The sequence below is a fragment of the Kribbella shirazensis genome (assembly GCF_011761605.1).
GTDB classification, from domain to species: Bacteria; Actinomycetota; Actinomycetes; order Propionibacteriales; family Kribbellaceae; genus Kribbella; species Kribbella shirazensis.
Window position 1 is genome coordinate 5,867,595 of record NZ_JAASRO010000001.1, and the last position, 25,217, is coordinate 5,892,811.

Annotated in this window: 30 protein-coding genes; 12 read left to right on the top strand and 18 right to left on the bottom strand. The window is 69.6% G+C overall.

The window, feature by feature from the left end:
- Window positions 1-36 precede the first annotated feature (36 nt).
- The 3 genes from BJY22_RS28295 to BJY22_RS28305 are packed head-to-tail and all read left to right on the top strand — an operon-like array spanning window position 37 to window position 3,329.
- Window positions 37-978, top strand: a complete 942-nt coding sequence (locus BJY22_RS28295; protein ID WP_238350486.1) for an aldo/keto reductase — start codon at window positions 37-39, stop codon at window positions 976-978.
- The gene (locus tag BJY22_RS28300; RefSeq protein WP_167212554.1) at window positions 975-2,321 is read left to right on the top strand and encodes a GH1 family beta-glucosidase; all 1,347 of its coding nucleotides are present in this window, start codon (window positions 975-977) and stop codon (window positions 2,319-2,321) included. Before BJY22_RS28295 ends, BJY22_RS28300 begins: the two co-directional genes overlap by 4 nt.
- A 33-nt stretch (window positions 2,322-2,354) precedes the next feature.
- Complete coding sequence (locus BJY22_RS28305; protein WP_167212557.1) at window positions 2,355-3,329, top strand: zinc-binding dehydrogenase; 975 nt, start codon at window positions 2,355-2,357, stop codon at window positions 3,327-3,329.
- 3 nt (window positions 3,330-3,332) lie between these two features.
- Here BJY22_RS28305 and BJY22_RS28310 read toward each other — a convergent pair whose 3' ends face one another.
- The 4 genes from BJY22_RS28310 to BJY22_RS28325 form a co-directional block, all read right to left on the bottom strand.
- Window positions 3,333-3,668 (bottom strand): YnfA family protein, encoded by a 336-nt coding sequence (locus BJY22_RS28310; RefSeq protein WP_167212559.1) that lies wholly within the window; start codon window positions 3,666-3,668, stop codon window positions 3,333-3,335.
- Entirely contained in the window at window positions 3,665-4,075 is a 411-nt protein-coding gene (locus tag BJY22_RS28315; RefSeq protein WP_167212562.1) for a MerR family transcriptional regulator, read from the bottom strand. The genes BJY22_RS28310 and BJY22_RS28315 overlap by 4 nt, the downstream gene beginning before the upstream one ends.
- Window positions 4,072-4,380 carry a hypothetical protein gene (locus BJY22_RS28320; RefSeq protein WP_167212565.1) on the bottom strand — a complete coding sequence of 103 codons (309 nt, stop codon included), beginning with the start codon at window positions 4,378-4,380 and terminating at the stop codon, window positions 4,072-4,074. Before BJY22_RS28320 ends, BJY22_RS28315 begins: the two co-directional genes overlap by 4 nt.
- A gap of 61 nt (window positions 4,381-4,441) precedes the next feature.
- The gene (locus tag BJY22_RS28325; RefSeq protein WP_167212568.1) at window positions 4,442-4,711 is read right to left on the bottom strand and encodes a DUF1707 SHOCT-like domain-containing protein; all 270 of its coding nucleotides are present in this window, start codon (window positions 4,709-4,711) and stop codon (window positions 4,442-4,444) included.
- A gap of 96 nt (window positions 4,712-4,807) precedes the next feature.
- Here BJY22_RS28325 and BJY22_RS28330 point away from each other — a divergent pair, with 96 nt between their 5' ends.
- From BJY22_RS28330 to BJY22_RS28340, 3 genes are all read left to right on the top strand, one after another.
- Window positions 4,808-5,884 carry an ATP-dependent DNA ligase gene (locus tag BJY22_RS28330; RefSeq protein ID WP_167212570.1) on the top strand — a complete coding sequence of 359 codons (1,077 nt, stop codon included), beginning with the start codon at window positions 4,808-4,810 and terminating at the stop codon, window positions 5,882-5,884.
- A complete protein-coding gene (gene uppS / locus BJY22_RS28335) occupies window positions 5,884-6,639 on the top strand; it encodes a polyprenyl diphosphate synthase (protein ID WP_167212574.1) in 756 nt (251 codons plus the stop codon). Before BJY22_RS28330 ends, uppS begins: the two co-directional genes overlap by 1 nt.
- A 65-nt stretch (window positions 6,640-6,704) precedes the next feature.
- The gene (locus BJY22_RS28340) at window positions 6,705-7,214 is read left to right on the top strand and encodes a hypothetical protein (RefSeq protein ID WP_167212577.1); all 510 of its coding nucleotides are present in this window, start codon (window positions 6,705-6,707) and stop codon (window positions 7,212-7,214) included.
- Here the strand turns inward: BJY22_RS28340 and BJY22_RS28345 are convergent.
- Complete coding sequence (locus tag BJY22_RS28345) at window positions 7,200-7,376, bottom strand: hypothetical protein (RefSeq protein ID WP_167212581.1); 177 nt, start codon at window positions 7,374-7,376, stop codon at window positions 7,200-7,202. The two genes, BJY22_RS28340 and BJY22_RS28345, sit on opposite strands and share 15 nt — an antisense overlap.
- Window positions 7,376-9,274, bottom strand: coding sequence for an ABC transporter ATP-binding protein (locus BJY22_RS28350; RefSeq protein WP_167212584.1), 1,899 nt, complete (start codon window positions 9,272-9,274; stop codon window positions 7,376-7,378). Before BJY22_RS28350 ends, BJY22_RS28345 begins: the two co-directional genes overlap by 1 nt.
- 131 nt (window positions 9,275-9,405) lie before the next feature.
- Here BJY22_RS28350 and BJY22_RS28355 point away from each other — a divergent pair, with 131 nt between their 5' ends.
- Genes BJY22_RS28355 through BJY22_RS28365 form a run of 3 tightly spaced genes read left to right on the top strand, consistent with a single transcriptional unit; the run spans window position 9,406 to window position 10,618 of the window.
- Window positions 9,406-9,846, top strand: coding sequence for an SRPBCC domain-containing protein (locus BJY22_RS28355; protein ID WP_167212587.1), 441 nt, complete (start codon window positions 9,406-9,408; stop codon window positions 9,844-9,846).
- Window positions 9,843-10,178, top strand: a complete 336-nt coding sequence (locus BJY22_RS28360; RefSeq protein WP_337759297.1) for an ArsR/SmtB family transcription factor — start codon at window positions 9,843-9,845, stop codon at window positions 10,176-10,178. The genes BJY22_RS28355 and BJY22_RS28360 overlap by 4 nt, the downstream gene beginning before the upstream one ends.
- Window positions 10,175-10,618, top strand: coding sequence for an SRPBCC family protein (locus BJY22_RS28365; protein ID WP_167212590.1), 444 nt, complete (start codon window positions 10,175-10,177; stop codon window positions 10,616-10,618). Before BJY22_RS28360 ends, BJY22_RS28365 begins: the two co-directional genes overlap by 4 nt.
- Window positions 10,619-10,636: 18 nt before the next feature.
- Here the strand turns inward: BJY22_RS28365 and BJY22_RS28370 are convergent, their stop codons facing one another.
- Together BJY22_RS28370 and BJY22_RS28375 are read right to left on the bottom strand one after the other, a co-directional pair.
- On the bottom strand, window positions 10,637-11,407 hold the full coding sequence (locus BJY22_RS28370; RefSeq protein WP_167212593.1) for an enoyl-CoA hydratase/isomerase family protein: 771 nt from the start codon (window positions 11,405-11,407) through the stop codon (window positions 10,637-10,639).
- Between the two features lie 24 nt (window positions 11,408-11,431).
- The gene (locus tag BJY22_RS28375; RefSeq protein WP_167212596.1) at window positions 11,432-13,030 is read right to left on the bottom strand and encodes an ABC-F family ATP-binding cassette domain-containing protein; all 1,599 of its coding nucleotides are present in this window, start codon (window positions 13,028-13,030) and stop codon (window positions 11,432-11,434) included.
- Window positions 13,031-13,126: 96 nt separating this feature from the next.
- Here BJY22_RS28375 and ypfJ point away from each other — a divergent pair, with 96 nt between their 5' ends.
- Window positions 13,127-14,029, top strand: a complete 903-nt coding sequence (ypfJ, locus tag BJY22_RS28380) for a KPN_02809 family neutral zinc metallopeptidase (protein ID WP_167212599.1) — start codon at window positions 13,127-13,129, stop codon at window positions 14,027-14,029.
- Here the strand turns inward: ypfJ and BJY22_RS28385 are convergent.
- On the bottom strand, window positions 14,021-14,464 hold the full coding sequence (locus tag BJY22_RS28385) for a hypothetical protein (RefSeq protein WP_167212602.1): 444 nt from the start codon (window positions 14,462-14,464) through the stop codon (window positions 14,021-14,023). The genes ypfJ and BJY22_RS28385 overlap by 9 nt on opposite strands.
- A 124-nt stretch (window positions 14,465-14,588) precedes the next feature.
- Here BJY22_RS28385 and BJY22_RS28390 point away from each other — a divergent pair, with 124 nt between their 5' ends.
- On the top strand, window positions 14,589-16,163 hold the full coding sequence (locus tag BJY22_RS28390; RefSeq protein ID WP_337759301.1) for an HD domain-containing phosphohydrolase: 1,575 nt from the start codon (window positions 14,589-14,591) through the stop codon (window positions 16,161-16,163).
- A gap of 103 nt (window positions 16,164-16,266) precedes the next feature.
- On the top strand, window positions 16,267-16,632 hold the full coding sequence (locus BJY22_RS28395) for a DsrE family protein (RefSeq protein ID WP_167212605.1): 366 nt from the start codon (window positions 16,267-16,269) through the stop codon (window positions 16,630-16,632).
- A 34-nt stretch (window positions 16,633-16,666) separates the two neighbouring features.
- Here BJY22_RS28395 and BJY22_RS28400 read toward each other — a convergent pair whose 3' ends face one another.
- The 9 genes from BJY22_RS28400 to BJY22_RS28440 all read right to left on the bottom strand — a co-directional run bounded on the left by BJY22_RS28400 (window position 16,667) and on the right by BJY22_RS28440 (window position 25,215).
- Window positions 16,667-19,684, bottom strand: coding sequence for a LysM peptidoglycan-binding domain-containing protein (locus tag BJY22_RS28400; RefSeq protein ID WP_167212606.1), 3,018 nt, complete (start codon window positions 19,682-19,684; stop codon window positions 16,667-16,669).
- Between the two features lie 21 nt (window positions 19,685-19,705).
- Complete coding sequence (locus tag BJY22_RS28405) at window positions 19,706-20,656, bottom strand: hypothetical protein (protein ID WP_167212611.1); 951 nt, start codon at window positions 20,654-20,656, stop codon at window positions 19,706-19,708.
- A 108-nt stretch (window positions 20,657-20,764) separates the two neighbouring features.
- Complete coding sequence (locus BJY22_RS28410) at window positions 20,765-21,412, bottom strand: hypothetical protein (protein ID WP_337759304.1); 648 nt, start codon at window positions 21,410-21,412, stop codon at window positions 20,765-20,767.
- A gap of 18 nt (window positions 21,413-21,430) precedes the next feature.
- Window positions 21,431-22,177, bottom strand: a complete 747-nt coding sequence (locus BJY22_RS28415) for a pilus assembly protein TadG-related protein (protein WP_202891299.1) — start codon at window positions 22,175-22,177, stop codon at window positions 21,431-21,433.
- The gene (locus BJY22_RS28420) at window positions 22,164-22,613 is read right to left on the bottom strand and encodes a TadE/TadG family type IV pilus assembly protein (protein ID WP_167212613.1); all 450 of its coding nucleotides are present in this window, start codon (window positions 22,611-22,613) and stop codon (window positions 22,164-22,166) included. Before BJY22_RS28420 ends, BJY22_RS28415 begins: the two co-directional genes overlap by 14 nt.
- Window positions 22,614-22,624: 11 nt before the next feature.
- Window positions 22,625-23,074: a TadE/TadG family type IV pilus assembly protein gene (locus BJY22_RS28425; protein WP_337759306.1), complete on the bottom strand. Its 450-nt coding sequence runs from the start codon at window positions 23,072-23,074 to the stop codon at window positions 22,625-22,627.
- Window positions 23,075-23,082: 8 nt separating this feature from the next.
- Window positions 23,083-23,301 (bottom strand): hypothetical protein, encoded by a 219-nt coding sequence (locus BJY22_RS28430; RefSeq protein ID WP_167212619.1) that lies wholly within the window; start codon window positions 23,299-23,301, stop codon window positions 23,083-23,085.
- A 91-nt stretch (window positions 23,302-23,392) separates the two neighbouring features.
- The gene (locus tag BJY22_RS28435; protein WP_167212622.1) at window positions 23,393-24,313 is read right to left on the bottom strand and encodes a type II secretion system F family protein; all 921 of its coding nucleotides are present in this window, start codon (window positions 24,311-24,313) and stop codon (window positions 23,393-23,395) included.
- Window positions 24,310-25,215, bottom strand: coding sequence for a type II secretion system F family protein (locus tag BJY22_RS28440; protein ID WP_167212625.1), 906 nt, complete (start codon window positions 25,213-25,215; stop codon window positions 24,310-24,312). The genes BJY22_RS28435 and BJY22_RS28440 overlap by 4 nt, the downstream gene beginning before the upstream one ends.
- Window positions 25,216-25,217: the final 2 nt, after the last annotated feature.

Below are 25,217 nucleotides of genomic sequence, written 5' to 3' on the forward strand. Positions count from 1 at the left end.
CCGACCCTACAAGCCGCTCACCATAGGCTTCCGCCCATGACCAACAACTGGCTCCGCCCCCTCGGTTCCACCGGCCTCACCGTCTCCGCCGTCTGCGCCGGCGGCAGCGGCATCGCCGGCATGCCCGCAGTCTTCGGGTACGACGTCACGACACAGGAAGCGGTCGACCTGGTACTGCGGGTCTTCGACAGCCCGCTCACCTGGATCGACACCTCCAACGGGTACGGCGACGGCGCCGGCGAGACCCGGATCGGTCAGGCGATCCGCGAGTACGGCGGACTGCCCGAAGGGTTCCTCGTCGCGACGAAGGTCGACGCTCGCGGCCGTGACTACTCCGGGGCGCGCGTCCGGGCGAGTGTTGCCGAGAGCAAGGAACGGCTGGGTCTGGACGACCTGCCGCTGGTCTACCTGCACGACCCCGAGGCGCACGAGTTCGAGTACATGCGCGACGCCGTGGACACACTGATGCAGTTGCGGGCCGACGGCGAGATCGGGCATGTCGGTCTGGCGGGCGGCAACACCCGCGAGCTGTCGCGGTACCTCGACCTCGGCGGGTTCGAAGTACTGCTCGTCCACAACCGGTGGAGCCTGGTCGACCACTCCGCCGGACGGATCTTCGAGCGGGCCCGCGCCGAGGGCATCGCGGTCGTGAACGCGGCGATCTACGGCGGCGGGATCCTCGCGAACCCGGCCGGCGCGACGAAGTACGCGTACCGCGAGGCGCCGGCTGAGCTTCTGCAGACCGTGGCGGAGATGGACGCCGCGTGCCGCGAGTACGGCCTCGACCTCGCGACCGCCGCGCTCCGGCACTCGCTGGACGACCCGGGCATCGCCGGGACCGTGGTCGGGATCAGCAAGCCGGCCCGCGTCGACACACTGCTCGCTGCCCGGGATGCGGACCTGCCGGACGAGCTGCTTAACCGGTTAGGTAACCTGCTCCCGGACAGGCGGTACTGGGTCGAGAAGGAGACGACGTGACGAACGGCTTCCCGAGCGGGTTCACCTGGGGTGCGGCGACCGCGTCGTACCAGGTCGAGGGCGCGGTCGCGTCGGACGGACGCGGCCCCAGCATCTGGGACACCTTCGCGCACACGCCCGGGCGGATCGCCGACGGCACGAACGGTGACGTGGCCGACGACCACTACCACCGGTTCGCCGAGGACATCCGGCTGCTGGCCGACCTCGGACTGAACGCGTACCGGTTCTCGATCGCGTGGCCGCGGATCGTGCCGACCGGCTCGGGCGCGGTCAACCCGGCAGGCCTCGACTTCTACCGACGGCTCGCCGAGACGTGCCTCGAGAACGGCGTCACGCCGTACGCGACGCTCTACCACTGGGACCTGCCGCAGCCGCTCGAGGACGCCGGCGGCTGGCTGGTCCGCGACACCGCTGAGCGGTTCCGCGACTACGCCGCCGTCACCCACGACGCACTGTCCGACGTGATCAAGCACTGGATGACGCTGAACGAGCCGTGGTGTTCCGCGTTCCTCGGGTACGGCAGCGGGGAGCACGCACCGGGCCGGACCGTGGGGACCGAGGCGTTGAAGGCCGTGCACCACCTGCTGCTCGGCCACGGTCTGGCGCTGGACGCGATCCGCTCCGACGGTGCGGCGTACGGTATCGCCCTCAACCCGGCGCCGATCCACGCCGCCAGCGACTCCCCCGCCGACCGCGACGCCGCGCGCCGGATCGACGGGCTGCGGAACCGGCTCTTCCTGGAGCCGTTGCTCACCGGGCGGTATCCGGCGGACGTCCTGGAGGACACCGGGACGACCGCCTGGTTCGCCGAGCGGGAGGCCGATCTTCCGCTGATCGGGGCGCCGCTCGACTTCGTCGGTGTCAACTACTACTGCCCGACCACCGTGGCCGCTCCGGACGGCCTGATCTCGGCGCCCGGCACGTCGAGCCAGCCGGGCAGTGAGAACGTCGTTGCCGTCGACACCGGTCTCCCGGAGACGCAGATGGGCTGGCCGATCCAGGCGTCCGGCCTGCGCGACATCCTGGTCACGATCAACAAGCTCGCGCCCGAGCTGCCGTTGTACGTGACCGAGAACGGGTCGGCGTACCCGGACGTCGTGACCGCGGACGGAACCGTCGAGGACGACGAGCGGCTCGACTACCTGCGGCGACATGTTGCCGTGTGCAAGGACCTGGTGAGCGAAGGGTTCCCGCTGAAGGGGTACTTCGCGTGGTCGCTGCTCGACAACTTCGAGTGGGCCTGGGGGCACAGCCGCCGCTTCGGCATCGTGTACGTCGACTACGCGACACAGGAACGCATCGTGAAGAAGAGCGCCCGCTGGCTGCGGGACTTCCTCGCTTGACCTCAAGTCTTGTTGAGGTTCTAGCGTTGCGGTGTGAAAGCGATCAGATTGCATGCGTTCGGGCCGGCGGAGAACCTCGTGTACGAGGAGGTGCCGGACCCGGCTCCTGACAGTGGCATGGTGCTTCTGGACGTGGAGGCGGCCGGGGTTCATCTCGTCGACACCATGATCCGGGCGGGTACGAACGACAAGAGCCCGATCCCGGTGCCGGAGCTGCCGACGATCCCGGGACGCGAGGTCGCGGGCCGGGTGAGCGCGGTCGGGCCGGACGTGGACCCGTCGTGGGTCGGCAAGCGGGTCGTGGTGCACCTGGGGATGGTGCCGGGCGGGTACGCCGAACGCGCGGTGGCGAAGGTCGAGTCGCTGTACGAGTTGCCGGACCACGTCGACGCCGCCCAGGCCGTCGCGGCGATCGGCACCGGTCGGACGACGGCCGGGATCCTCCGGCAGGCGCACCTCACCGCGGACGACGTCGTCCTGATCACCGCCGCGGCGGGCGGGATCGGCAGCTACCTCGTCCAGGCGGCGCGCAACGCCGGCGCGGTCGCGATCGGCCTGGCGGGCGGTCCGGAGAAGGTCGAAACGGTCCGCTCACTCGGTGCGCAGTACGCGATCGACTACCGCAACCCGGACTGGGCGACCGAGCTCAAGCAGGACCTCGGCGACCAGGAGGTCACTGTCCTCTTCGACGGAGTAGGCGGACCCAACGGCCAGCAAGCCTTCAACCTGCTCGGCACGGGCGGCCGAGCCCTCATGTTCGGCTGGTCCGGCGGCGGACCCATCGAGTTCACCCACGAAGACCTGATGACGCGCGGCCTCACCGCGGGCTGGGCCATCGGCGCCAAACTGACCCGCCAACTCCGCACCCTGGAGGCCGCCGCCCTCGAGGAAACCATCACCGGCCGCTGGAAGGCCCTCACCACAACCTTCCCCCTGTCCGAAGCAGCCACCGCGCACCGGGCCCTGGAAACCCGCGCCACCACCGGCAAGGTCGTCCTCGTCCCGTGACCCTCAGGAGTTGCGGGGGGCATACATGATGACGGCTACGCCGAGGAGGCAGATGGTGGCGCCGATGATGTCCCAGCGGTCGGGGTGGAAGCGGTCTACGAGGATGCCCCAGGTGAGGGAGCCGGCTACGAAGATTCCGCCGTACGCGGCGAGGATGCGGCCGAAGTGGGGGTCGGGCTGGAAGGTGGCGACGAAGCCGTAGGCGCCGAGGGCAACTATTCCGCCGGCGATCCAGAGCAGGCCGCGGTGTTCGCGCCAGCCCTGCCAGATCAGCCACGCTCCCCCGATCTCCGCCAGCGCCGCCAGCACGAACAGCGCGACGGACCTCAGGACCGTCACTGAGCGATCTCCGTGAACGGCAGCGGGCAGTTCGGGTCGCCGGCGCAGGTCTCCAGGTCGTCGCAACCGGCCACGATTCCGGCGCGCAGGGTGTCGGCGATGACGTTCAGGTCGGCGATCTTGGCTTCCACGTCCGCCAGTTTCTCGCGTGCCCGTGCCTGCAGCCCGACGCCCTCGCCGCGCGCGTGCCGATGTCTCGCGGTGTCGAGCAGCTCGGCGATCTCGGTGAGCGTGAAGCCGAGACGCTGGGCCGCCTTGATCACGCGGAGCGTCGTCACGGCGTCGTCCGGGTACACGCGATGCCCGCCGAGAGTCCGCGACGGCTCCTCGAGCAGGCCGCGGCGTTCGTAGTACCGCAGGGTCTGCAGGTTCACCCCGGCGGCGGCCGCGAGTTCGCTCGATCTCATCGCGGGAGTCGTCCGGCCAGGCCGTCGAGTACTGCGGTCTGCGTCGGCGGGACCGTCACGCGCAGGTACAGCTCGCTCGTACCGGTCAGCGTGAAGGTGAAGAACGAGCAGCACTCGGTCTCACGGGCGGTGAGGTCCTCGACCGTCGTCCGCGACTCCGGGTTCAGCGTGAGGTCGAGCGTCCGCGCGTCCACGCGGTCGGCGCGCCGCAGATGCCGCGCGAACAGTCCGTCGAATTCGGCTTCGCGGAACGGGCGCTCCGCGGTGGGTAGCGTGCAGGCTTCCGGGGCCCAGGTTTCGTCCATGGATCGACGGTAAACCTGTACCAAAGTACCGGATGCAACTACTCCGGCTGATCCATCCACGTCAGGGAGAAGCGGACCGCGCCGAAGGCGACCCGGTCCCCCGGCCGAGCAGGTTCCGGGTCCAGGTGACGAGGCGCGGTTCGGTGCGTGGGAGGTCGCGGAGTATGTCGTCCAGCTCGCCGCGGGTCCGGGCGCGGAGCACGACGTTCATGCGGCGGACGAACGTGTCGTGGGACAGCCGGCCGGAGCCGGCGCCGTCCCGCAGTACGGCGAGGGCACGGTCCCGCTCCGCGTCCGACGGACGCGTCCTCTCCACCGGAACCGAGGTCATGGCGGCATTGTCCGGGCACCCCGGTCCGGTGTCCACCACAGGGCCGTGACAACGAGCTTCCTGGTGACTGTCGGCGGCGTGGGACAGAATGACGGGATGCGACTGCCTGTGATGCCACCGGTCAAGCCGATGCTCGCCAAGCCGGTGAAGGAGATTCCCCTGGGGGCGATGTCCTACGAGCCGAAGTGGGACGGGTTCCGGTCGATCATCTTCCGCGACGGCGACGAGGTGGAGATCGGCAGCCGCAACGAGAAGCCCATGACGCGGTACTTCCCCGAGCTGGTCGAGGCGGTGAAGGCGAACCTGCCGGAGCGCTGCGCGATCGACGGCGAGATCATCGTCATCGGCGAGTCCGGCGACCGGCTCGACTTCGAGGTCCTGCAACAGCGCATCCACCCGGCCGCGAGCCGGGTGAACATGCTGTCCGAGAAGACCCCGGCCCGGTTCGTCGCGTTCGACCTGCTGGCGCTCGGCGACGACGACTACACCGAGCGCCCGTTCAGCGAGCGTCGTACGGCGCTTCTCGACGCCCTCGCGGACGTGAAGCCGCCGATCCACGTCACGCCCGCGACCGCGGACCACGAGGTCGCCGCGCGGTGGTTCGAGCAGTTCGAGGGCGCCGGCCTGGACGGCCTGATCGCGAAGCCGACCGACGGGCCGTACCAGCCGGACAAGCGGGTGATGTTCAAGGTCAAGCCGGAGCGTACGGCGGACTGCGTCGTCGCCGGGTACCGCCTGCACAAGAGCGGCCCGGACCGCGTCGGCTCACTGCTCCTCGGCCTCTACAACGAGGACGGCACGCTGGCCAGCGTCGGCGTGATCGGCGCCTTCCCGCTCGAGCGGCGCAAGGAGCTGTTCCAGGAGATGCAGCCGCTCGTCACCACCTTCGACGACCACCCATGGGCGTGGGCGAAGCAGGAGGAGGGCGTCCGTACGCCGCGCAACGCGGAGGGCAGCCGCTGGCAGGCCGGCAAGGACCTGTCCTTCGTGCCGCTGCGACCGGAGCTGGTCGTCGAGGTCCGGTACGACCACATGGAAGGCATCCGTTTCCGCCACACCGCGCAGTTCGTCCGCTGGCGTCCGGACCGCACGCCGGAGTCCTGCACGTACGAGCAGCTGGAGGAGCCGGTGAAGTTCGACCTCGCCGACGTACTCTCCAGCGCCCAGCGCTGATGCTCTACGACCTGTACGCACGTCGCCTCCGCCACCAGCTCCGCGGCCTGCCGAAGCCGCAGCACGTCGCGATCGTGATGGACGGCAACCGCCGCTGGGCCCGCGGCGCCGGGTACGACGACGTACGGATCGGTCACCGTTTCGGGGCGAAGCACCTCGAGCAGTTCCTGCAGTGGAGCGCGGACGCCGGCATCACCTGCGTCACCGCCTGGGTAGCGTCGGCCGACAACCTGCGCAAGCGGGACTCGTCCGAGGTCGGCTACCTGATGGAGCTGACCGAGAGTGTGCTCGCGGATCACGTACGTCGCGACCACCGCTGGCGGCTGCACGTCGCCGGGCAGCTCGATCTGTTGCCCGATTCAACGGCTCGCGCGTTGAAGGACGCGGTCGAGCTCAGCCGGGACCGGGACGCCGGTGACCTGACGCTCGCGATCGGCTACTCCGGGCGCCTCGAAGTCCTCGACGCCGTACGCTCCGTGCTCGACGAGGCGGCTGCCGAGGGGCGGTCGCTCGAGGACGTCGCTGACGGGCTGACCGAGGAGGACATCGGCCGGCACCTGTACGTTCCCGGCCTTCCGGACCCGGACCTCGTCATCCGGACGAGCGGCGAACTGCGCATGTCGGACTTCCTGCTCTGGCAGGCGACGCGCTCGGAGATCGAGTTCTGCGACCTCTACTGGCCCGCGTTCCGCGAGGTCGACCTGCTCCGGGCACTGCGAACGTACGGACAGCGGAGACTGCAACGATCCAGTTGAACACTTTTGCGCCGGACCGGGGCACTATGGAGGCATACCGACTGGTAAGCACCGGAGGTGGCACGATGTACGACGTCGTACTGCTCGTCGAACAGGAACTGTCCGAACCCGACGCGAAACGCGTCGTCGAACTGCACCAGGACATGCCCGAGCCGGTCAAGTACCACGTGCTCGTGCCGTGCCACAACGCCGAGGCCGGCGTCGAGGCCTCGATCAGCGCGCTCGGTACGGCGGACCTCTACGGCCCCGGGCTCGCGGGTCAGCGGCAGGACCTCGCGGAGGCACAGAAGGCCATGGACACGGAGGCCAAGGGCTGCAGCGGCCGCAGCGTGCAACGGCTGCGTGACCTCGGGCAGAGCGCCGAGGGCGGCATCTCCCACGACCGGCCGATCGACGCCCTGGTGGCGACTGTCGAGGCCGTCCACGGTCAGGAGGTCATCATCCTGACCCGGCCGCACGTGGTGGCGGAGTTCTTCCACCTCGATTGGACGAACTCGGCCCGCCGGCACCTCGGCGTACCCGTCCTGCACCTGCTGGAGCACGACTCGCAGCGCGCCTCGTCAGTGCGGGAGTAGCACCGCGTAGGTGACGCCGGCCGCGAGGCCGGCGATCAGCAGCGACAGCGTCGTCCGGACCGCGCGCTCGCCGGTCCGGCCGTAGTGCCGACCGTCCTCGGAGTGGTACGCCGCCTTGAAACCGGCGTACCCGGCCGCCAGAACCAGCCCCAACTTGATCATCAGACACCTGCCGCTGTGCCGGATTCGGTGAACTGCGTGTGGTAGAGATCAGCGTACTCGCCGCCCGCGGCGAGCAGTTGCTCGTGCGTGCCGCGTTCGACGATGTTGCCGTGGTCGACCACCAGGATCTGGTCCGCGTTCCGCACCGTCGACAGCCGGTGCGCGATCACCAGCGACGTACGGCCCTCCAGCGCCGTGTCCAGCGCCCGCTGCACGGCGACCTCGGACTCCGAGTCCAGGTGCGCGGTCGCCTCGTCGAGTACGACGATCCTCGGCGCCTTCAGCAACAACCGGGCGATCGCGAGACGTTGCCGCTCGCCACCGGACAGCCGGTGACCGCGGTCGCCGACCACGGTGTCGAGTCCGTCGGGCAGCTCCGACACCAGCTCCCAGATCTGCGCGGCCCGCAGCGCCGACACCATCTCGTCCTCGGTGGCGCCGGGCTTCGCGTACAGCAGGTTGGCGCGGATCGAGTCGTGGAACATGTGCGCGTCCTGCGTCACGTACCCGATCGTGTCGTGCAACGACTGCAACGTCACCTCCCGTACGTCGTGACCGCCGACGCGAACCGCTCCGCCGGTGACGTCGTACAACCGCGCGACCAGGTTCGTGATCGTCGTCTTACCGGCGCCCGAGGTCCCGACCAGCGCGACCATCTGACCGGGCTGGACGACGAAACTCACGTCCTCGAGAACCTGCGCGGACGCCCGCTTGTCGAGGATGGCGACCGACTCGAGGCTGGCCAGTGAGACCTGCTCGGCCGTCGGGTACGCGAACGCGACATGCTCGAACTCGACACTCGCGGCGTCCTCGGGCAGATCACGCGCGTCGTCGGCGTCCTTGATCATCGGCTCCAGATCGAGCACCTCGAAGACCCGCTCGAACGACACGAGCGCGGTCATCACGTCGACGCGGACGTTGGAGAGCGCGGTCAGCGGACCGTAGAGCCGGCCGAGTAGAGCGACGAGGGCGAGCAGCGTCCCGATGGTCAGCGTCTCGCGGACGGCCAGGTTGCCGCCGACGCCGTACACCAAGGCCGTCGCCAGCGCGGCGACCAGGGTCAGCGCGGTGAAGAACACCCGCCCGAGCATCGCGATCCGGATCCCCAGGTCGCGGACGCGCCCGGCCCGTTCGCCGAAGTCGCGGTTCTCCAGGGAGGGGTGGCCGAAGAGCGTGACCAGCAGCGCTCCCCCGACACTGAACCGCTCGGTCATCGCCGTGGACATCTCGGCGTTCAGGTTCATCTGCTCGCGCGTCATCGCCGCCAGCCGGCGGCCCAGGATGCGGGCGGGGACCAGGAAGATCGGCAGCAGCAGGATCGCGACGAGGGTCAGTTGCCAGCTCAGCGCGAGCATCGCGCCGACGACCAGGATCAGGCTGATGACGTTCGAGACCACGCCGGACAGCGTCGAGGTGAAGGCCTGCTGGGCGCCGATCACGTCGTTGTTGAGACGCGACACGAGCGCGCCCGTCTGGGTGCGGGTGAAGAACGCCACCGGCATCTGCTGCACGTGGGCGAACACCCTGGTGCGCAGGTCGAAGATCAGCCCTTCACCGATCCGCGCCGAGAACCAGCGCTGCACCAGACCGAGGACCGCCTCGACGACCGCGAGCAACGCGACCACCAGCGCGAGCGCGGTAACAAGACCCGCGTTCCCCTTGGAGATCCCGTCGTCGACGATCTTCCTGAACAGCAGCGGCGACGCGATCACCAGGAACGCGGACACGACCACCAGCACCAGGAACGCCGTGATGTACCAGCGGAACGGCCGCGCGAACCGGACGATCCGCCGCAGCGTCCCTTTCGCGAGCTTCTGCCCGACGACGGACGCGTCCTGGCGCCGCCAGCCCATCGCACCCATTCCGGGCATACCGCCGCGCATCATCGGTCCGGACATCCGGCTCCTCCCTGTCGTGAACCTTCATAACACTCGAGGTCGTTCCACGCTTCCCGCAACCCTTGGTTGCGCATTCGTCCGAGCTGGCCTACAGTCATATGCAACCAAAGGTTGCGAAAGGACGAGTGGGCATGAGCAGGAGCATCGAGCGGGAGATTCGGATCGAGGCCGCGCCGGAGGTGGTCTACGAGGTGATCAGCACCCCGGAGCACCTGCGCGCGTGGTGGCCGGACGACGCTGAGCTCGAGGCGGTTCCGGGCGCGACCGGGACAGTCGGCTTCCGGCAGGCGGAGGGGACGAAGGTCGTGGCGGTCACCGTGGTCGAGGCCGAGCCCCCGCGGCGGTTCGCGTTCCGCTGGGACTACGACGGCGAGGTCGCCACCGCGGAGAACTCGCTGCTCGTCACGTTCGACCTGGTCCCGGTCGACGGCGGCACGCTGCTCCGGTTCGCCGAGACCGGGTACGACGAGGCCGCCAAGTCGGACGCAGTACTCGCCGACCACACGAGCGGCTGGGACTACTTCCTGCCCCGCATCGCGCCGTACGTCGACAAGCTGGCGCAGCGGCCGTGATCGACGACGAGCTCTGGTCGGCGATCGGCGACCCGACTCGGCGGCGCATGCTCGACCTCCTGCTGGCGGACGGCGGCGGTACGGCGACCGGTCTCAGCGATCGGCTGCCCGTCACCCGGCAGGCGGTCGCGAAACACCTCGGCGTCCTCGACCGGGCCGGACTCGTGCACTCCACGCCGTCCGGACGGGAACGCCGCTACACCGTGGACGAGGTCCAGCTCGCCCGCGCCATCAATCAACTCGCCGACGTCACCCAAGCCTGGGACCGCCGGCTCCAGCGCATCCAGCGGATCGCCGAGGCGATCGAACAACGTAAAGGACAACAGCAATGAACGACATCCTGCACAGGGTCGGCATCACCGCGTCCACCAAGGACGTGTACGCCGCCCTCACCACCATTGACGGACTGGCCGGCTGGTGGACCAAGGACACGACGGGCGACCCCGACGGCGTCATCAAGTTCCGTTTCGCGGCCGCGGGCGGCGACGGGTTCGACATGAAGGTCCTGGAGACGGCACCGGGCGAGCTCGTCCGCTGGGAGGTCGTCGACGGTCCCGAGGAGTGGATCGGGACGCACATCCGCTTCGACCTCTCGCAGACCGACGAGTGGGCCATCGTCCTGTTCAAGCACGAGGGCTGGAAGGAGCCCGTCGAGTTCATGCACCACTGCAGCACCAAGTGGGCGAGCTTCCTGCTGAGTCTCAAGAAGTACGTCGAAACCGGCGCGGGCGACCCGTCGCCGAACGACGTGGTGATCAGCAACTGGCCCTAGGGCGTGTGTCCCGACGCCCTAGCCGAACGCGGCCAGGAGCTCCTTCAAACGGCGCTCCTGCGCCTCCCGCTCGGCCTTGAGCTGGTCGTCGTACGAGCGGTCCGCGGCACCGAGGAGCAACGCCTTGGTCTCGCGGATCGCTCCAGGCAGCGGGCCGAGCAGTGCGTCGGACAGATCCTTCACCGTCGCCTCCAGCTCGTCCGCCGGTACGACGATGTTCGCGAGCCCGAGCTCCTTCGCCTCCGCGGCCTCGACCCAGCGCGTGGTCGCGCAGATCTCCAGCGCCCGCGAGTACCCGATCAGCTCGACGAGCGGCTTCGTACCGCCGAGGTCCGGGACCAGACCGAGGGCCGGCTCGCGCATGCTGAACCTGGCGTCCGGCGTCACGACCCTGAGGTCACAGGCCAGCGCCAGCTGGAAGCCGGCGCCGACCGCATGGCCCTGCACCGCGGCGATGCTGACGATCTCCGGCCGTCGCAGCCACGAGAAGCCGGACTGGAACCGCGCGATCAGCTCCAGGACCTCGTCGGTCGGCTTGGAGCCGAGGCTGAGCAACGGCTCCTGCCCCAGATCGTTCTCCCCCATGATCAGCCGCCGGTCGAGTCCGGCCGAGAACGACGGCCCCTCCCCCGACACGATCACCACGCGGACGTCGTCCGGCAACGCCGTACCGAAGTCCGCCAGGGCGCCCCACATCGCGGGCGTCTGCGCGTTGCGTACCTCCGGACGGTCGAGCACCACCCGCGCGACCGGTCCGTCCACCGTCAACCGCAGTCCGAGATCCGTCATACGCCGGATATTACTCGGAAGTAATCAGGCGAGCGAGACCAGGTCGGCGTACTCGTTCGACCAGAGGTCCTCGACGCCGTCCGGGAGCAGGACGACGCGTTCGGGCTCGAGGGCCTCGACGGCGCCCTCGTCGTGGGTGACCAGAACGATCGCGCCGGTGTAGGAACGGATCGCGTTCAGCACCTCGGCGCGGGAAGCGGGGTCGAGGTTGTTGGTCGGCTCGTCCAGGAGCAGGACGTTCGCCGCGGACACGACCAGGGTGGCCAGGGCGAGCCGGGTCTTCTCACCGCCGGACAGCACGCTCGCGGGCTTGTCGGCGTCGTCACCGGTGAACAGGAACGAGCCGAGCACGCTGCGGGCCTGGGTCTCGTTCAGGTCCGGGGCGGCGGACTTCATGTTCTCCAGGACCGTCCGGTTCACGTCGAGGGTCTCGTGCTCCTGGGCGTAGTACCCGAGCTTGAGGCCGTGGCCGTCGATCACCTCACCCGTGTCGGCCTTCTCGATCCCGCCGAGGATCCGCAGCAGGGTGGTCTTGCCGGCGCCGTTCAGCCCGAGCACGACGACCCGGGAGCCCTTGTCGATCGCGAGGTCGACGTCGGTGAAGATCTCCAGCGAGCCGTACGACTTGGACAGCTCGCGCGCCATCAGCGGCGTCTTCCCGCACGGCGCCGGCGTCGGGAAGGCGATCTTCGCGACGCGATCCGACTGGCGCTCGTCCTCGAGCGAGGCCATCAGCTGCTCGGCGCGCCGGAGCATCTGCTGCGCGGCGGTCGCCTTGGTCGCCTTGGCGCGCATCTTGTTCGCCTGGTCGACCAGCTGGGTCGCCTTCTTCTCCGCGTTCGCGCGCTCGCGCTTGCGGCGGCGTTCGTCGGTCTCGCGCTGGGTCAGGTACGCCTTCCAGCCGACGTTGTAGATGTCGATCTCGGCGCGGTTCGCGTCCAGGTGGAAGACCCGCGTGACGGTCTCCTCGAGCAGGTTCACGTCGTGGCTGATCATGATCACGCCACCGGCGTACGACTTGAGGAAGTCCCGCAGCCAGATGATCGAGTCGGCGTCGAGGTGGTTGGTCGGCTCGTCGAGCAGCAGCGTCTCGGCCTGGGCGAACAGGATCCGGGCCAGCTCGACCCGGCGCCGCTGACCGCCGGACAGGGTCGCCAGCGGCTGGCCGAGGACGCGGTCCGGGAGGCCGAGGTTGGCCGCGATCCGGGCGGCCTCGGACTCGGCGGCGTACCCGCCGGCGGCGTGCAGGTCCGCCTCGGCGCGCTCGTACCGCCGCATGCCCTTGGCGCGGGTCTTCTCGTCCGCGCTGGCCATCGACTTCTCCGCGCTGCGCAACCGCCGTACGACGTCGTCGAGGCCGCGAGCGGACAGGATCCGGTCCCGGGCCAGTACCTCGAGATCACCGGTGCGGGGGTCCTGCGGCAGGTAGCCGATCTGACCCGAGGAGGTCACCGTGCCGCTGGCCGGCAGGCCCTCACCGGCGAGGATCTTGGTCAGCGTCGTCTTGCCGGCGCCGTTGCGGCCGACCAGCCCGACCTTGTCGCCGGGGCCGACCCGGAAGGATGCGGGCGCGAGCAGCTGACGGGCACCGACGCGAACCTCGAGATGGGAGACAGTGATCATCGGGGGTCGCAGGCGTCCTTACGCTGGGCTACAGACTGACAAGGCGGTGTCACGGGCACGCCGAATTTCCCCGCACTGAGGTCTAGTGTATGTGGCATGAAATTCAATCCGGATGCGGATCTCGATACCAGTGGTATCGAGGACACCCGCGGTAGTGGCGGCGGCGGCCGCGGTGGGTTGCCGGGCGGGATGATCCCGGTCGGCGGCGGCATCGGCGGCATCATCCTGCTGATCGTGATCGTGCTGCTGACCGGCGGCCTGCCAGGCGGAGGTGGCAGCGACGAACCGGTCACGCAGAACACGGCCCCGGGCAACCTGAGCTCCTGCAAGAAGGGCACCGACCTGCAGTCGAACTCGGACTGCCGGTTCGTCTTCTACCAGAACTCGATCGAGAGCTTCTGGGCCGCGGAGCTCCCGCGCCGCGGGAAGAAGTACACCCGGGCGCCGATGCGGGTCTTCGAGGGCTCCGTGAACACCGGCTGCGGCCCGGCGACCAGCGCGGTCGGACCGTTCTACTGCCCGCCGGACATGCGGGTGTACCTCGAGCTCGGGTTCTTCGACACCCTCGAGCGCGACCTCGGCGCCCGCGGCGGCGAGTTCGCCGAGGCGTACGTCGTGGCGCACGAGTACGGCCACCACGTCCAGAACCTGTACGGCATCCTCGACCGGATCAAGTCCCGCAACGGCCCCACGTCCGACGCGGTCCGCTCCGAACTCCAGGCCGACTGCCTCGCCGGCATCTGGACCAACCACGCCACCACGGTCCCCGGCAAGAACGGCAAACCGCTGATCACCGAGCTCAGTCAGGACGACATCGAACGCGGTCTCGACGCGGCGGCAGCGGTCGGCGACGACCGCATCCAGGAGAAGACCCAGGGCCAGGTCGACCCGGAGAGCTTCAGCCACGGCACGGCCGAACAACGCATGCGCTGGTTCACCAAGGGCAAGGACTCCGGCGACATGACCGCCTGCGACACCTGGTCCGCCCGCTCACTCTGACCCCACCCGGCCGTCGGGATGGAAGCCGGAGCACAGCAGGTCGAGTGTCTCGATCGAGTCGGTCGCGTCGGCGTACCCGTGTTGTTCGATGACGTGCCAGTTCTCGCCGATGCCGAAGGGCGCGGGACGCAGGCGGATGCGCCACGAGAGGTGGAGCCGTCCGCCGATCTCGCCCACGGTCGCGTCCACGAGCTCGAAGTCGTCGGCGCTGCCGAACCATGACCTGAACGTGTCGGTGACCCTCTCGGGTCCCTCGCAGTGGCTTGGGCCGGGAGGCAGCAGCGCTCGGAAGCGAACGGCCGGCCCCAGCGTGGTGGCCATCCTCTCGTAGTCGCGGGTGGCGAGCGTCTCGAGGAAGATGCCGCCGACCGACCACCGGACCGGCGGGCTGCCTTCCGGCGTTCGGGGATCAGACTTCGTTCGGGTGCCAGACAAGGTGTCCTCCAGGCTGATGGTCGTGCTGCCGACGGTAGGGAGGATCGACACCGTGGTCGTCGGGGGTTCACCTGACAAATCAGCGAAACCATCAACTGCGGGAGCAGGCTCGTACTCTGTGACCGTGGAAGAGGGCGAACGGGACTCGGGGCTCCGGCTGACGGAGCTGCTTGCTGCGTTCTCGCTGGCCACGGACCTGGGAATGGGTCAGCCGATGGAGCATGTGCTCCGGTCGTGGGCCATCGCGACGCGTCTGGGCGATCACCTCGACGTCGACCCGGAGGAACGCGCGGCGCTGTACTACGTCGCCACGCTCGCCTGGGTCGGGTGCGTGGCGGACACGCCCGAGGTCGCCACGTGGTTCGGGGACGACATCGCCTTCCGGAGCGACAGCTACCAGGTCGACTTCGCCGGGTTGCCCTTGTTGGGGTTCATGCTCCGCCACGTCGGGACCGGCAGCCCGGCACTCCAACGGCTCCGGCTGTCCGCCAATCTTGTGGTCACCGGAGGCAAGGGAATTCAGCTGGGCCTGATGTCGCACTGCCTGACGACGGCTCAGATGGCCGAGCGTCTCGGCCTGGGCGCAGGTGTCTGCGGCGCGTTGCAGCAGATGTTCACGCGGTGGGACGGCCAGGGTGTTCCCAACGATGTCGGTGGCGACGCGATCGCGTTCTCGATGCGCCTGTTCCACCTCGCTGACACCGTCGAGGTGTTCCACCGCGCCGAAGGGGTCGACGCCGCAGTTGCGGTGGCCCGTGCCCGCCGCGGCACGCATTTCGACCCGACGGTCGTCGACGCCTTCTGCGCGCTGGCTCCTGAGGTGCTCGGTGACACGGCGACCGAGCCCGACTGGAACGTCGTCCTTGCCCAGGAACCCGCCCTGCAGACACGCCTCACCGAACGTGAGCTCGACGCGGCGCTCGAAGCGATGGCGGACTTCACCGACCTCCGATCGCCATCGCGGGCGGGTCACTCGCGTGCGGTCGCCGATCTCGTCGCCCGAGCGGCGGCCGACATCGGTCTCGCACGGCCGGCAGTCGTGGCTCTGCGACGCGCCGGGCTCCTGCACGACATCGGCCTGCACGGGATACCGGCGACGATCCTCGACAAGCCGGGGCCCCTGTCGGCGTCTGAGTCCGAGCGCCTGCGGATGCACACCTACTACACCGAGCGGATGCTGAGCCGCCCGCCGGCTCTCGCCCGGATCGGCGCCGTCGCGTCACTGGCCCAGGAGCGATGCGACGGCTCGGGGTACCACCGGGGTCTGTCCGGCCCCGCCATCGGTGTCAGCGGACGGCTGCTCGCCGCGGCCTGCGCCTACCGTGCCATGACCGAGCCCCGCTCGTACCGTCCGGCGATGACTGCGAAGCAAGCCGCAGCCGAACTTCACGCCGAGGTTCGGGCGGGCAGGCTCGATGTGGACGCCGTCGAGGCTGTGCTCGCAGCGGCCGGACAGCGCCAGGGCAGGCGGCGTGCCGGACCAGCCGGGCTCACTCCCCGGGAGATCGAGGTGCTCCAGCTCATCGCACGGGGTGCATCCACGCGGCGAGTCGCCCAGGGCCTCCACATCACCTCGAAGACAGCCGAAACCCACATCGAGCGGATCTACGCCAAGACCGGCGCCTCCACCCGCTCGACGGTCACGTTGTTCGCCATGAAGAACGGGCTCCTCGACAGTTTCGAACCGCTCGATCCGTAGGGAAAACCCCCGACGACACCCGCCCTCAGCGCTCCGTAGCGTCGTCCCCGAGGCGTCGAAAGACATCGCGCCGGTGAACGCTCCACGGAGAAAGAGGCATTCCATGACCGCGAAGGCAGTGATCAGCTTGACCACGGGGCTCGAGGACGCGGAGAAGGTCACGGTGGCGTTCCTGGTCGCCGTCGGCGCCGCCGAGACCGGCCGGGCCACGCTCATGTTCATGACGAAAGAAGCCGTGCGCCTCGCCGTCGACGGCGTCGCGGTCGGTGTCGCCTGCGACGGCTGCCCGCCGCTGCCCGACCTGATGAAGCGGTACGAGGCAGCCGGCGGCCGCTACTACGTCTGCCCCATCTGCTTCGACGCCAAGAAACTCGACAGAGCGGATCTGATCCCCGGAGCCGAGGTACAGGGGACCATCCCGATGTGGCAATGGATCGGCGATGAGGGCGCGACAACCTTCAGCTACTGACCGCTCAGGGCGTAGACCGCTGTTCTGTTGTTCGTCAGGCGACCTGGGCGGGGCGGTGGTAGCCGGGGAGGAGCTCGTCGACGAGGGCGTCGGTCTCCGCCTCGGGGCCGCGCGGGCCGCCGTGCCTGGTGAGGGCGGCGTACATCTGGCCGGCCACGTTGGTGACGTCCGCGGTGGTGCCGAAGTGAGCCGCCAGGCGGAGGGTGGCTCGCCACAGCTCCTCCGAGGCCGGCGAGAAGCTCAGGCCGGTCTGGAGCGCCGTACGCGCCGTGTTGCCGTCGTTGTGGCTGAGGGCCGCCTCGGCGAGCCGCAGTGCGGCGTCGACGACAGCCTCGGCCATCCGGCGCTCGATGCCGGACGCGGCCAGCCACGAGTAGCGGCCACCGGGCAGGTTCGACCAGGCGGGACCGTGGACCAGGCTGAGCGCCGTCGACAGCGGACCGCGCGGGTCGTCGACCATCGACGCCTGCTTGGCCAGCGTGCGGAACACGTCCCAGTCGACCCGTACGACGCTGCGGTTCAGCATCCAGCGGCCCGACTCGTCGGCGTACATCGCGTCCACGCCCACCCAGCGCCGGGTGTGCTCGAGCGCGGCGTCGCGCAGCTCCTGGCTGATGCCGCGCGGCCAGATCGCACCGGCGAGCACGTTCGGGTGGACGCCGTAGTCCTGGCTGGCCAGGAACGCGATGATCTCCGTCGAGAGCGCGACCCGGCCCTCGTCGATGGTCCCGCGCGCGTCGACCTCGACCGGGCCGAGCAGGTCGACCTCGACCGGGGCCGGCTGGCTCAGGTCGGTGGTCGAGAACTCGTACGCCGGCATGTCCTGCTCGGAGCGGCGCTTGTCGCGGGCGTCCGCCTCGGCCGCGTCGAACAGCGCGACCAGGTCGGCGAACTGCTCCGGGTTGACGCTGTGCGCGTCCACCTCGAGGCCGAGCAGCCGGCAGACGGCCTGGTTCTTCTCGTCCACGACGAACCGCCACGGCGAGTTCATCACGTCGCCGACCACGACGACCGCGATGCTGCGCTTGGCGTCCGCTGCCAGCCGGTTCAGCTGGTCCTGCTCCTGCGGCGACGGCGGCGCGGACAGGAAGATGATCTCCGCGCCCCACAGCGCCGCGTCCGGATGCGACATCCGGGCCTCGGCCACCGAGCCGACGTTCCGCCGCTGGCAGGCCTGGACCTGCGCCTCGGTACGGCGGGCCACCTCGGCCATCGCGTCGTCGAGGCGGACCCAGTAGCTCAGCCGGTTCGGCGCCAGCGAGGACAGGTCGTCACCGAACCCGACCATGCTGATGTGCGCGCCCTCGGACCACAGGTTCGTCGCCAACTCGACCGCAAGCGAGCCCACCACGTCGCGGGACGCGTTGTTCACGCCGCCGAAGGCGACGATCCCGTTGGCGGTGTCGAGGTCGATCAGGACGGTCGCGCCGTCCGCGTTCTGGCCGACGGTCACCAGCGTCGGGTACGGCGCCGGCGCGTTGACCGCACCGTTCGGGGCGTAGGCGCGGCGCAGCGTCCAGCGCGTGCCCTCGGCAATCGCCTGCCACGGACCGGGCGGCGCGGGCTGCGCCTCGTACGGGTCGAGCACCAGCGTGAGCGCCCGGTCGGTCACCAGCGCGGCGACCACCTTCGGCATCGGCCGCCCGAGCTGGGTCATGTCCGAGCCCAGCTTGCGCAGCGCGTTGTCCACGAACTGCGCGGTCGGGACGTCGGACGCCAGCCGCAGGCCGACCTCGGTCTGCCGGTGACCGGCGGCCTTCGGCCCGGGGCCCTGCGCCCAGCCGCGGCGCCGCTTCAGCGCCAGCGCCAAGCCGGCCGCGAGCACCGTCGCACCGAAGCCGAAGATGCCGGCCTCCTGCAGACCGATGCCGCTGCCGTCGGACGCGACCGGGGTCGCCTCCGGCACCTGCGTACCGCCGCCGGCCGGTTCGCCGTGCTGGGTCTGCCCGGTCCCCGGAGCGTGCGGCTCGACGGTGACGCTGGGCTCCCCCGGCTTGGCGGTCTTCGCGCCCGGATCGTTCTTCCCGTTGCCGATCGTGACCGTCGACCCCGGCTCGACACCTTGCTCCGAGAAACGGCTCGGGGCGCCGGGCTTCGACTCGGGCGTCGTCCGGGTCTCGGTCCGGTTCTCGACGGTGGTCTTCGGCTTGGCCGTGGTCTTGGTCTCGACCGTGGGCTTCGAGCTGACCGTCTTGGTCGTGGTCTTGGTGTTGTCGCCGATGCTGACCCGGACCGTGTGCACACCCGGGCCCTTGGCGTCGGCCGGCAGCCGCACCTGCCAGCCCGGCAGGATCAGGTCGGGGTTGTTCAGCCGGCGGCCGTCGGGCTGCAACTTGTTCTTGTTGAGCTCGTAGATCTCCTTGTACCGCCGGCCCTCGCCCAGGTACCGCTCGGCGATGTCCCACAGGCAGTCGTAGTTCCGGCCCTGCGGCGGGCGGACCTCGGTGTACTTGACGACCTGACCCTTGTGGTCGCTGTTCGTCCGTACGCCGGTGGTCTCCTTCTTCTGGCTGCCGGTCAGGATCGTGCTCGCGGCCTCGGTCTGGCGGAACTGCGACGTCGCGGACTGCTCGTCGCCGTGCCGCACGCTCACCGCGGTCGGCGCGGCCGGGCCGCTGGTCGTGACCGCGCTCGCGACCGGCAGGCTGACACCGGCGCCGGCGGCGATCAGGACGACGGTGCTGATCAGCCGGCGGGCGAGCGCCTGGGATCCGCCGCCCAGCGGGACCCGTGGCGACAGGCCGTGGCCGCGGATCTCGGCGACCGCTTCCGCGATCAGGCAGACCACGAAGTGCAGCCAGGCGACCCAGATGAAGAACGCGATGATGCCGAGCACCGTCTCGATGCTCAGCTCGCTGAACAGCATGTTCCGGGTCGGCATCTGGTCCGGCCACGGCGTACCGAAGAACCGCAGCAGCACGTACGGCACACCGCCGACGATCGCGAGGATCGCGAGCAGCGCGACGAAGCCCTTCAGCCGGTCCGCACCGGGACTGCTCGACCGCCGCTGCGGCAACCTCGCCGCGCGCACGGGCTCATTCGTCCTTACCATCGCTCCTCCATACCCCCACCATCAGCCACCGATCGCCTGAGCTTCCTGCACAGGCAACCGCTGCACCGCTGTCACGTTCGCGCGCCCGATCGGGTGCCACCCGCCGGCGTCCTTGCCGATCCAGTACGAGACCTCCCACGTGATGGTCAGCTTGACGGTGTACATCCCGTCCGGCTGATTCGCACTCGACCGCTTGTAGATGTGCTTGCACGGGTTGATCTGGTTGAACGGATCCTTCGTCTGGTCATACCCGTCCGGGTCGTCCACCGGCGTGATCCCTGTCGGGCACTTGAACGGCGCGGAGCCGTCGCCGGGGTCGACGGTCAACTGCACGACCATGCCGCGCATCGTCAGGTTGTGCTTCGGATCGAAGTACCCGCTGGTCAGCTCCTCCGGCGTGTACTTCTTGCCGTCACTCTTGACGGCCATCGAACTGTCAGGCGTCAACGTGAAGTAGGCCGGGACGTTCACGCGCGGCGTGTACGTCGGCATGATCTGGAGCGCCGGAGGCGGATACGTGCTCTTGAACGGCCACCAGAACTGCTCCATGTAGTCCGGGAACGGGCACTGCTCGCGCTCCTCCGCGTTGACCGCGACGTACGCTCGCTCCAGATGCGCGTCGGGACCACCGTTGTAGCTGTCCAGCGTGTAGTCGGTGATGGTGATCCGCAGGACCCATTCCTTGCCGTCCGGCGCCTTGGGCAGTCGGATCCCCTCCGGGATCTCGAAGTCACGGCACGGGACGAACGGCCGGCCGTCGAGTCGCTCACGCCAAGTCGGCGGCGCCTGCCCGCCGGTGTAGGCCATGCCGGAACTGCAGTACGCGCCGAAGCCGACCGAATTCACGTACATGCTGCAGACCTTGTTACCGCTGTGAATGGTCTCGGCGCTGGCCGTCGTTGCTGGGACGGACACGAGAAGTGCGAGTACCGCGCTCAGAGCGAGCAGCGTGCGGCCTACCCGGTTGTGCATCCTCACTCCCCAGACTCGTCTACGCGCAGATTATCTTCGACCAGGGGCATCATGCCCGTTGCTCTGTGCCCCGTCACCTCTTCGCAACCTGAAATCGACACTTCCGATCTAGGCCGGATAGCGCACTCCCGCGCAGTTCACGCCTTTGCTCGTGGCCAGGCGGTACGGCATCCAGCCGAGCCCGGTCTTGATCATCTCGATGACCTCCGGAGACCCCTTCGGGGCCACGACTGTCCACGTCCGCGACTTCGGGTCCCAGTACTGCGTGGTCTGTGAGCGACAGGTCTGCACCGCCACGGTGTTGTCCGGTGTGCTCCGCGCACCGACGACCACGACACTGCCCGGCGGCTTCATCACCCAGCCGTTGCGCTGGGCATCCAGAATCGCCTGCGACACGTCCGCGTAGAAGAACGACGGGAACTGCTTCTTGAGGATTGTGTCGTCCTTTGTCACGAGGGCCTGGAAGTACAGCGGGTAGCTGGTCACGAGGCCTTGGACGGCGGGGTTGGACGCGAAGTTCCCGGGTTGGACGATGACCTGTTTCGCGGCGGGCGCGGTCGGCTTCGCGGTGGTGGCCGGTTGGGTCGGCGCGCTGCTGGTCCGGCTCGGTTCCGCGGTCGGGGTGGTCGAGGCCGTCGTACCTGAGTCGCCGCCGCCGACGGGGACCGGGCGGCCGCCGTCGGTCGAGTCCTTGCCGCAGGCACTCAGCAGCAGCACGCCGATCAGCGCGGCGGCGGGGAGGGCAAACCTACGCACGAACACTTTCCTCCGGTCTTAGCGCTCAGTGGGCGAAGTCGTGGGCCCCGACGGGCTGTCGGTCGGCGGTGTGCCGGACGGGTCCGGGGTGGGTGTCGGGGTCACGTTCGGCGTGCAGGTCCGCGGGAACGGGAACGGCGACAGCGTCCAGATCGGTGTCGGCGAGCCGACCGTCCAGGTCGGGCACGGCAGGTCGATCGTCGGCGGCTGCGCGGTGGTGATCGGCGCGCCGGGATCGTCGGTGGTCGAGTTCACCACGATCGGCGGGATGGTCGGGCTGTCGTCGGCCTTGGTGACGCCCTGCTCGGCGTGCGCCTGGCCGGTGCCGACCGCCTTCAGCGACTGCTTGCCGATCAGGCCGAGGAACGTCGTCTTGTTGGCGATGTCGACCTGGATGGCGACTTCCTTCTCGGTCAGCGTGGTCGGTCCGCACCCCGTCACGGACGGGTCGTTGGACTGCAACTGACCGCAGAACCCCGCGATCGCGGTCGCCGCCTTCGTGGTGTCGATCTTCGCCTCGGCGACGTTCAGCTGGATCGCGGCGGCGCCGACCCGCGCCGCCTCCTGGGCGTAGCTGACGGCCCGGGACCGCGCACCCAGCTGCCGGCCGCCGTCGATCACCAGGCCGGCCAGGGTGAAGATCATCACCGCGAGGATCGCGACCGCCGGGCTCAGCGCGCCGCGGGCGAACCGCCGGTGGTTGCGCGGCGCATCGATCCGCAGGAACTCGACGAGCCGGGACCGGTAGCGCTCAGGAGCCGTCACCGCGCACCCCCCGGTACGGGTCGATCGAAGACGTGAAGCGCTTGGTGATCTTGGTGTCGCCGCCCAGCCCGAGCAGGCCCAGGTCGCGGTAGTTGATCGTGCACGTGACCTCGACCGACAACGGCGTACCGGCGGCGAAGCCGGTCGTGATCGAGCCGGACGCGGAGTCCTTGCAGGACTTCACCGCCTGGCTCATCGTGCCGGTGACGGCGTCGTCGACCCGCCCCTGGGCCTCCTGCATCGATCGCGACTGGCTGGCGGCGCGGGCGCCGTCGCGGGCCGCGCTCTCCAGCAGCGACGACGTCTGGAAGTACCGTCCGCAGGCCAGCAGGAACATGAACAGCGCGAGCAGCACAGGCGCGAGGATCACCATCTCCAGCGCCATCGTGCCCCGCTCGCGGCGGTGCCGCCCGCGGGTCCCCAGCACCCTGCGCATCGTCCTCACACTCACTTGTCGGCGTCGAACTGCTCGATCGGGCCGGTGGCGGTCCGGCTCACCTTCAGCTTCAGTCCGGGCACCAGCGAGACGGTGTCACCGGTGACCGTGAACGAGACCATGCCTTCCGGGCTGTTGTACGACGGGAACGGGACGTCGGTGTTCTGCAGCGTCGTACCGCCCAACTGCTGGGCGTAGGACTGGATGTCCGACCGCACCTTCTCCCCCACAGCCGTGGTGTAGACCGGCGGCTGCACCAGCCGCAGCCGGGACACGCCCTCCTGCGCCGCGTTCAGCGCGACGGACCGCCCGTACAGCCAGAGAGCGGTCTGGATGGAGACGAAGATCAGCGCGAGGATCGACGGCGCGAGGATGGCCAGCTCGAGTGTGCTGACGCCTCGCTCCGACCGTCTCCGCCCCTTTCTCCACGCCGCCCTCCGCGGCGCGCGCCGCCGTACCACGGTGGACGTCAGCCCTGGTCGATCTCGGCGGTGCGCTTGGTGATCACCCGCTTGACGACCACGCCGATCGCCAGCGCGGCGGCGACCAGGATCGCCGAGATGATCGCCCATTCCAGCGCGGAGGCGCCCAGCTCGGTCTGTCCCGCCCGTGCCCGGGCACGCTGGGCCTGGGCCCGTGCCACCGCATAGCCGGCCATGGCCCGCCAGAACATCAACTCCGAGGTCATCCGCATGCCTTCCGTGTCGTGAGGCCGAAGCAGGCCTCAGTATGCCGTGTTCGACGGACAACTCCGCCCAACGGATCCATGCTCGTACCCCCTAGCTTCCGAGGATCGCCGCGCCGGCCGGGAAGGCCAGGAACAGGAAGAACGCCGCGATCATCACGAGCTGGGCGACCAACATCGACTGGGATCGCTCACCCGCCTTGCCTTCGACGTCGGCGAGCTCCTTGCGCCGCAGCGACGCCGCCCGGGCGAGCAGCGACGAGCGGATCTTCGCGCCCTCGTCACCGGCCAGCGCGAGCGCCGAGGCCAGGTCGCGCAGTTCCTCGACGCCGAGGTCCTCGCCGAGCCGCGCCATCGCGTCCCACGGCGTGATGCCGATCAGCCGCGCGTTGGCCAGCGCCTGCCGGATCCGGGCCATCGCCCAGTGGTCGCCGATCGTCGACGCGGTCATCAGCGCCTCCGGCAGACCGCGGCCGCCCGCGAGGTTCATCGCGACCAGGTCCAGGAAGCTGCCGACCACGTGCCGGAAGTCCCGGCGCCGCTTCTCCGCCTCCTGCCGCAGCGCCAGGTCGGGCAGGAAGAACGCCAGCGCCATGAACGCCAGCGTCACGATCGCCGGGGTCGCTCCCGGCGCGGCGAGCCCGATCGCGGAGAACAGGAACAGCACCAGCGGGATGAAGACCAGCGCACCGAGCGCGAAGAACACCTTGGTCGCGAGCATCGCGGCGAACGGCTGGTTCATCACCGCGAGGTCGCGGCGGAGCTTGCCGAACGCCCAGCCCCGCGCGTTCGCCTCCGCCTCCAGCCGCCGGCCGAGCGTCTCCCGAGCCCGGTCCACGCCGCCCAGCACGCGCTCGCCCGCGGCGCTGGTGGTGGCGCCGCTGGTGTACCCGCCGCGGCCTGCGTCGATCCGCGCGATCGTGGACAGCACGTTGGCCCGCGGCTTGATGAACATCCGGACCAGCACGTACACGCCGAGCCCGGCGATACCGCCGGTGATGAAGGCCCACGTCATCCGTTCACCACCTCCATCCGCTCGTCACCGGGACGGTTCAGGTGCTGGTCCTTCCGGACGCCGATCAGGAACCGCTCCGGGACCTCGATCTTCGCCAGCCGCCGCAGCCACAGCAGGCCCAACGCGTAGAGCGCGATCACCACGGCCAGCACGACCTGGCCGATGAAGCTCGTGTACGGCGCCATGTACGTCGGGTTGAACAGCACGAGCCCAGCCGCCATCAGCAGCGTGATCGCGACGACCACCTGCACGCTGCGCCGGGTGGACCGGCGTTCCGCCGCGACCTTCCGCCGTACGTCGAGCTCCTCGCGGGCCGAGTCGGCGAGCGCACTGAGGACCTCGCGCAGACCCGGTCCACGCAGCCGGGCGTTCAGCACCAGGGCCGCGACGATCAGGTCGGCCGACGGGTCGTCGAGGTCGTCGGCGAACCGCATCAGGGCCGACGGCAACGGTTCGCGGATCCGCAGCCGGTCGACCAGCAGGTTCAGGCCGGGCTTGATCGCCGGCGCCGCGTTCACCGCGGTGGCCGGGATCGCCTGTTCCAGGCCGACCGCGCCGGCGATGGTGTCACGCAGCGCCTCGGTCCAGGTGGCCAGGGCGTCCAGGCGGTCGATCGCCCGGCGCTCCTCACCGGTGCCGCCGAAGAAGCGGTCCGCCATCCCGGCGAGCAGGCCGAGCGCGACCGCGAGCACCAGCCAGCGGGTCACCACCAGCACCAGCAGGCCGACACCGATGCCGACGCCCAGCCGCACCATGTTCTTGCGGTTCTCGGCGCTGCGGTTGCGGAACAGCGACGGCGTCTCGTCCTTCGGCTCGGTGCCGCGGATCGCGACGATCAGCAGCAGCACCGCACCACCGACCACCGCACCGCACAGCAGCGCCAGCAACGTCCGGTCGTTCATCG

Coding starts and splice junctions, on each gene's coding strand:
- BJY22_RS28295 (WP_238350486.1), top strand. CDS start 37: ATGACCAACAACTGGCTCCGCCCCCTCGGTTCCACCGGCCTCACCGTC.
- BJY22_RS28315 (WP_167212562.1), bottom strand. CDS start 4,075: ATGAGATCGAGCGAACTCGCGGCCGCCGCCGGGGTGAACCTGCAGACC.
- BJY22_RS28320 (WP_167212565.1), bottom strand. CDS start 4,380: ATGGACGAAACCTGGGCCCCGGAAGCCTGCACGCTACCCACCGCGGAG.
- BJY22_RS28325 (WP_167212568.1), bottom strand. CDS start 4,711: ATGACCTCGGTTCCGGTGGAGAGGACGCGTCCGTCGGACGCGGAGCGG.
- BJY22_RS28330 (WP_167212570.1), top strand. CDS start 4,808: ATGCGACTGCCTGTGATGCCACCGGTCAAGCCGATGCTCGCCAAGCCG.
- uppS (WP_167212574.1), top strand. CDS start 5,884: ATGCTCTACGACCTGTACGCACGTCGCCTCCGCCACCAGCTCCGCGGC.
- BJY22_RS28340 (WP_167212577.1), top strand. CDS start 6,705: ATGTACGACGTCGTACTGCTCGTCGAACAGGAACTGTCCGAACCCGAC.
- BJY22_RS28345 (WP_167212581.1), bottom strand. CDS start 7,376: ATGATCAAGTTGGGGCTGGTTCTGGCGGCCGGGTACGCCGGTTTCAAG.
- BJY22_RS28350 (WP_167212584.1), bottom strand. CDS start 9,274: ATGTCCGGACCGATGATGCGCGGCGGTATGCCCGGAATGGGTGCGATG.
- BJY22_RS28355 (WP_167212587.1), top strand. CDS start 9,406: ATGAGCAGGAGCATCGAGCGGGAGATTCGGATCGAGGCCGCGCCGGAG.
- BJY22_RS28365 (WP_167212590.1), top strand. CDS start 10,175: ATGAACGACATCCTGCACAGGGTCGGCATCACCGCGTCCACCAAGGAC.
- BJY22_RS28370 (WP_167212593.1), bottom strand. CDS start 11,407: ATGACGGATCTCGGACTGCGGTTGACGGTGGACGGACCGGTCGCGCGG.
- BJY22_RS28375 (WP_167212596.1), bottom strand. CDS start 13,030: ATGATCACTGTCTCCCATCTCGAGGTTCGCGTCGGTGCCCGTCAGCTG.
- ypfJ (WP_167212599.1), top strand. CDS start 13,127: ATGAAATTCAATCCGGATGCGGATCTCGATACCAGTGGTATCGAGGAC.
- BJY22_RS28395 (WP_167212605.1), top strand. CDS start 16,267: ATGACCGCGAAGGCAGTGATCAGCTTGACCACGGGGCTCGAGGACGCG.
- BJY22_RS28400 (WP_167212606.1), bottom strand. CDS start 19,684: ATGGTAAGGACGAATGAGCCCGTGCGCGCGGCGAGGTTGCCGCAGCGG.
- BJY22_RS28405 (WP_167212611.1), bottom strand. CDS start 20,656: ATGCACAACCGGGTAGGCCGCACGCTGCTCGCTCTGAGCGCGGTACTC.
- BJY22_RS28420 (WP_167212613.1), bottom strand. CDS start 22,613: ATGCGCAGGGTGCTGGGGACCCGCGGGCGGCACCGCCGCGAGCGGGGC.
- BJY22_RS28430 (WP_167212619.1), bottom strand. CDS start 23,301: ATGACCTCGGAGTTGATGTTCTGGCGGGCCATGGCCGGCTATGCGGTG.
- BJY22_RS28435 (WP_167212622.1), bottom strand. CDS start 24,313: ATGACGTGGGCCTTCATCACCGGCGGTATCGCCGGGCTCGGCGTGTAC.
- BJY22_RS28440 (WP_167212625.1), bottom strand. CDS start 25,215: ATGAACGACCGGACGTTGCTGGCGCTGCTGTGCGGTGCGGTGGTCGGT.